4 protein-coding genes and 1 pseudogene are annotated in these 5,552 nt (G+C 42.1%); all 5 read right to left on the reverse strand.

Annotated elements, in window-relative coordinates:
- Positions 1-579 (reverse strand): annotated as a pseudogene (locus VN379_RS11000) (pyruvate:ferredoxin (flavodoxin) oxidoreductase); the annotation flags it as partial.
- 489 nt (positions 580-1,068) lie between these two features.
- Entirely contained in the window at positions 1,069-2,499 is a 1,431-nt protein-coding gene (locus VN379_RS11005; protein WP_325533734.1) for a sigma-54 interaction domain-containing protein, read from the reverse strand.
- 394 nt (positions 2,500-2,893) lie between these two features.
- Positions 2,894-3,469 carry an AAA family ATPase gene (locus tag VN379_RS11010; protein ID WP_325533736.1) on the reverse strand — a complete coding sequence of 192 codons (576 nt, stop codon included), beginning with the start codon at positions 3,467-3,469 and terminating at the stop codon, positions 2,894-2,896.
- Positions 3,470-3,548: 79 nt separating this feature from the next.
- Positions 3,549-4,070 (reverse strand): hypothetical protein, encoded by a 522-nt coding sequence (locus VN379_RS11015; protein WP_325533738.1) that lies wholly within the window; start codon positions 4,068-4,070, stop codon positions 3,549-3,551.
- Positions 4,071-4,393: 323 nt separating this feature from the next.
- Entirely contained in the window at positions 4,394-5,446 is a 1,053-nt protein-coding gene (locus tag VN379_RS11020) for a S1C family serine protease (RefSeq protein ID WP_422663623.1), read from the reverse strand.
- Between the last annotated feature and the right edge of the window lie 106 nt (positions 5,447-5,552).

Here is a 5,552-nt window from a genome sequence, read left to right on the forward strand (position 1 = left end):
CTTGTTGAGATCTTTATAAGCTAAACATTCCACTTTTTGAATTTCATGAGAGGTTCTGAATCCATCAAAGAAGTGTAGAAACGGAATTCTGCCCTTAATGGCTGCAAGATGCGCAACACCGGCTAAATCCATTACCTCCTGAACACTTCCCGTAGACAGCATGGCAAAACCAGTCTGCCTGCAAGCCATAACATCCGAGTGGTCACCAAATATTGAAAAAGCGTGAGTTCCCACTGTGCGCGCACTTACATGAAGTACACCCGGTTTTAATTGTCCGGACAGACGATACATCGTCGGTATCATTAAAAGCAAGCCTTGTGATGCTGTGTATGAAGTCGTTAAGGTTCCTGCTTCCAAGGAGCCATGCATGGCCCCAATAGCCCCTGCCTCTGACTGCATTTCAACCAATCGTACTGTTTGACCGAATAAATTTTTCTTTCCCTTGGCCGACCATAGATCAACATACTCCGCCATAGGAGAAGACGGTGTAATCGGATAAATGGTTGCAACTTCTGTAAAGGCATACGATATATATGCCGCTGCTTCATTGCCATCCATTGTTTTCATTACTTTATCCATAAAAAATACCCCTTTCACTATTGTCTCAAATGTAAGCAGAGCCAGAAATTCCACGCATTCTCCATTCGGCTATATTTTTTAACTAATGCAAATATTGTGCCAATAAGGCTTTGGTATTTGATTTGGTGCACAACACAGTAGGCAACCTCTGTTTTTATCTGATTTACTCGCTCTTTACCGGATTGTGATAGGACTTCATAACGTATTAATAGAGAAAATACAACGTATGGGTGCAAAATGTTGCCTCATTCGATGCATTTTGCCTCATCGATACAAATGCGCTAAATTCGTAATTAGCACCCACTTTATTGCTACTAGCTTGATGCATTTTCCCTCAGCACATATAGTCGAAGACGTCATGAAATATTGCCGGTTTGCATCGCTAAGTAGTCCCCCACCAGATAATTTAACACAAAAAAAGAGAAGATTCTGTTCAACAAGAACCTTCTCTTTTTTTGAGCTGTTAATTGTGAGATTTATACAAAACCATTACTTTTCTAGACATAATTGATCAAGACCGTATTTCTTGATCTTCCGCAATACTGTTGTTTGATCAATACCTGTCGCTTTAGCAATTTGGCGGCTGCTTGAATGAAGTCTCATTGCATGAGCTAAAATCTGCTTTTCCACCTCTTCGACCACTTGGGGGATCAGGCTAAACCGATTTACCATAATCATATCAGTCGGCGCATCGCTTAGGTTCTTATATCCCTGGAGATCACCATCGTCAGAAATAGATGATAGTTCCAGTTGTTCTCCGTCACTTAGAACAACCATCCGTTCAAGCATGTGCTTTAACTGGCGTACATTCCCAGGCCAGATATAGCTTTCCATTGCCTTTTGAACTTCGAAACTAAGCCTTTTATTCTGTCCGTAGCGCCGGTTGCACTCATTCAGAAAGTACATGCAAAGCGGCCGGATATCCTCGGGACGCTCCCGAAGTGGTGGAATGTGGAAATGAATAACATTTAAACGATAGTAAAGATCTTCTCTAAATCTGTTTTCACGCACCATATTAGCCAAATCTTTATTGGTTGCAGCTACGATCCTTACATTGACTGGAGTCGGCGCATTGGCTCCTACCCTGGTAATCTCACCCGCATCCAGGGCCCTGAGCAGTTTTACCTGCAAACTAAATGGCAAATCACCGATTTCATCTAAGAAGATCGTTCCCCCGTCGGCAGTTTCAAACAGGCCTTTCTTTCCGTGCTTCAATGACCCGGTAAATGCACCACCAACATATCCAAAGAATTCTGATTCCAAAAGAGCATCTGGAATAGCTCCACAGTTGATGGCAACAAATGGAGCCTCCCTCCGGGAGCTGTTTTCGTGAATATACCTTGCCAAGACTTCTTTGCCTACACCGGATTCCCCGGTTATTAAGACGGTAATATCAACAGAACTTACTTTTAAGGCAGAATGGAAAATCTCATTTATTCTACTACTAACGGCAATAAGGCCTGTTGTTTTAGGGTTTTTCAAACTCTTATAATATAGTTCTTCAATTTCCTGCGCTCTTTCGAGCTGTTCCCGCAATTGCACCATCTCGGACATGTCCCGACAATTGCCAATCACCAGCCGCACGCGTCCATCTTCATCAAGAATCGGTTTAGCAGTAACCATGACGACCTTTCCCGGGAACAGGTTGTTATGGGTCCGGGTCACCGGTCTTTTGGTGTCTAGTGCGTCGATACAAGCTGTTTTTTTATAGGGACTGTTTTGTGAGAACTCACGAAAATTTTTAAACTCGATGTCTTGCTTGTTAAGGCCTGTTATCCGGAAATAGGAGTCATTTACTAACACTACATCCGCATTACCATCGAGGACAAGTATGCCATCGTAGGATTGCTCAAATACAGCAGATATCTCTTCAAAAGTAAGATTGATATTGGGTGACTGCGTTGGGAATGCAACAACCATATCTGGGCTCACTCCATTATTGTAATTTTCTGAAACAAACGGCGCCATATTGGTTTATCAAACGGCGAGAGGCTGCAAGCCTCTAGAAGGCTGTCAAAACGCTTATAACTGTGAATAATTTATACCTTAATAGCAAAAACTCCTCTATTTTTCTGTATACCAATTCCAAGTTTCTTGTCCGTCCAGGAATAGACAGCTGCTTTATATAAACAAAAGCGGTCTTATAGCGGTATTTGAACGCTATATGGCTGCCGCTGTTAGCTATATGCTTTGATTTTAAAGTTACATAAGTTAGTTCATTTTGCATGGGCTTTCATCCCCGGGTACTTCACCTACAGCTAATAACGGTAGTATGGATGTGTTCAAAATACTGATAACGTATTCAAATACTGATTTACTTCCACGGTTTCACCATACAATCGATAGCTTCTTTTCCGAAGTCTTTCTCCCCGCCCCTGGCTAGCGAATACGCTTCATCAATAAATAGAATTCCTCCGTAGGCTTTTTTCAGTTGCTCCCGTGTTTTTTGAGCAGTATGACCTATGTACTCGCCTACTAAATCAGCCCGTTCTACCTCAATAAGATGCCCGCGTGACAAAACCCCCATTTCCCGGAATACTTTTCCCATAATTCTAGCTACAGTTGTTTTACCTGTACCAGGATTTCCTCTGAAAATCATGTGCATTACCAAAGGTTCGGTGTTCAGCCGTTCTCTTTCCCGCCGCTTCTGGATTTCTATAAAGGCATATATCTCCCGCACTAGTACTTTCACTTCACTAAGGCCAATCAAATTATCCAGTTCCCGCAAAACATTTTCAATACGCTGTTCTACACTAGACTGTACGCTGTTAGACTCGCGCCTTGCCGGCGCGGTGTTGTCTATCTCTCGTAATTTTCTAAACCCATCCAACGGGGACATTTGTCCTGACTCAATTGCATTTAAGACATCCTCAGGCCACAGGTAAGCCATAATCTCACCTCATCGCAGGCTTTGTGATATCCATTATACGCAAGAAGCAATAAATGGTGATTACTATACCGTCAAATTCTTAGCGCTCTCTAAACTCACGGGGAAGCTTAATTGATCCTTTAGTCAATTCGCTTTTCCCCAATTCCCAGGCAACACATCGTGTTTGCTTTCCGGTTGCGTACCTGTCCTGCCTACCCGAGAAATTTAAATCAAAATGGCAGCAATGATTTGCCTTTTTAAACAGGCAGCCAATACAATCAGCAGTAAGAGCAACACTTCCATTTTGCGCCGTAATTATAAACTGTTTTGCATTCATAAGCTCATTTAAATACTCTGTAATAAGCCTACTTACACCTTTCGCTGTAAATTGATTTAGTTTCTGAAGTTCTTTAATGGCCATATTAAGCTCCAGCTCATATGGGTTGATATCAGGTATTTGCGCTAATATAACTAAGTCTTCAGTAAGTGATCTAAGTTTCTCTTTTGCTTGAATGGGATTTGAGCCAAGATAAACAGATGTATTCTTGGGTAGTTTGGTTTTAGGATTATAGACACTTTCTTTTAAATAAAACGTTCCGTTCTTACGTTTTTCAACATACATATTATCTGCCTCACAAACATCGTATACTCACTAAGTTATTATGAGTATACGACATAGAAAAAACAATATAATCACAATAACTATATGAGTATATTATAACCTTTAATTGCTAGCCTCACAATTAAAACATGAATCTTATTGAGATAATTTACAATTAGTTCTGTAACCGTTTAAGCTTCTTAAGGCAGGCAAATTATCACCTCCATCCAGGCACTACAATGTGGACGAAAAAAAGATGACCCTGAACCAGTATCAGGATCATCGCCTAGCGGCAAGAGCAGTTTTTTTCACTACCTTAATTCTCAACTACAGGAAAACTTTTTTTAGTTTTCCATTTCCTTTACCACCGGGCTAACGGACAGGGTTTTGCCATTCCGGATAATTACTACATCCACTTTACTGCCTACCGGTATATTATCTAAAGCGGTCCGCAAATCGGCTACACTATTAATATCTGCTCCGCTTACTTTTACAATAATGTCACCTTCTTGCATATCAGCCTGATATGCCGGTCCATTCTTCTCCACACGAGTTACATATACTCCATGGTCAATTTGCAAATTATAGCCGCTGCGCAGAGCTGAGTCCCGGTCAAGTATCCCAATGCCAAGATAAGCCCGGGCAACTTTGCCATTCTCGACAAGTGACTGCAAAATAGGACGCGCAGAGTTAATCGGAATGGAAAAACCCATACCCTCGACGCCGGCTGCTGAAATCTTTGCACTATTAATGCCGATTACCTGGCCGTCGGCATTAACCAATGCCCCACCGGAGTTACCAGGGTTAATAGCAGCGTCTGTCTGTATAAGCTTAAATCTGCGATCCCCCACTTCAATAGTCCGGTTTAATGCACTAATTACCCCGACAGTCACACTGCCGCGAAACTCCAAACCTAGTGGATTACCAATTGCAATAGCCGGTTCACCAACCATTGTTGAGTCGGAGTCACCAAACACCACTGCCGGCAAACCGCTAGCATCCACCTTGACTACCGCTAAATCAGTTGCCGAGTCCACGCCAACAACCTTGCCACTTATCGTCCGGCCATCAGGCAGGGAAACAGTAATATCCTGAGCCCCTTCAACGACATGGTAGTTTGTTGCAATGTACCCATTTGAATCGAAAATCACACCAGAACCTACTCCTTTTTCCACAAGCACTTTTTGATCAAAATTATCCCGCATATAGGCTTTATTAGTGATTCCGACAACTGCCGGACCAACATTTTTTACTGCTTGAACAACAAAGGTGTTTCGGTCTTCCGACGGCGCCTTACTCGCAACAACAGGTGGCACTAAATTCGGTATTGACGAAGCCTTGACATAGCTCATCATTGGCAAAACCCCAATAGACAATCCAATAACTAAAATAGTCATCCTCTGCAGCCATTTATTCACCTTATCTGCCTCCCCTGATTCCATTATCAACAAACACTAACGCTTTCAGCAACTACTCCAACCTTAGAATTTGAGAGTATTACTT

Origin of the sequence: Sporomusa sp., from assembly GCF_035561255.1 — a bacterium.
Classification (GTDB): domain Bacteria; phylum Bacillota; class Negativicutes; order Sporomusales; family Sporomusaceae; genus Sporomusa.

What these genes read in the sequence shown, in the direction of transcription:
- VN379_RS11005 (WP_325533734.1), bottom strand. Translation starts at nt 2,499, where the DNA reads ATGGTTGTTGCATTCCCAACGCAGTCACCCAATATCAATCTTACTTTT.
- VN379_RS11010 (WP_325533736.1), bottom strand. Translation starts at nt 3,469, where the DNA reads ATGGCTTACCTGTGGCCTGAGGATGTCTTAAATGCAATTGAGTCAGGA.
- VN379_RS11015 (WP_325533738.1), bottom strand. Translation starts at nt 4,070, where the DNA reads ATGTATGTTGAAAAACGTAAGAACGGAACGTTTTATTTAAAAGAAAGT.
- VN379_RS11020 (WP_422663623.1), bottom strand. Translation starts at nt 5,446, where the DNA reads ATGACTATTTTAGTTATTGGATTGTCTATTGGGGTTTTGCCAATGATG.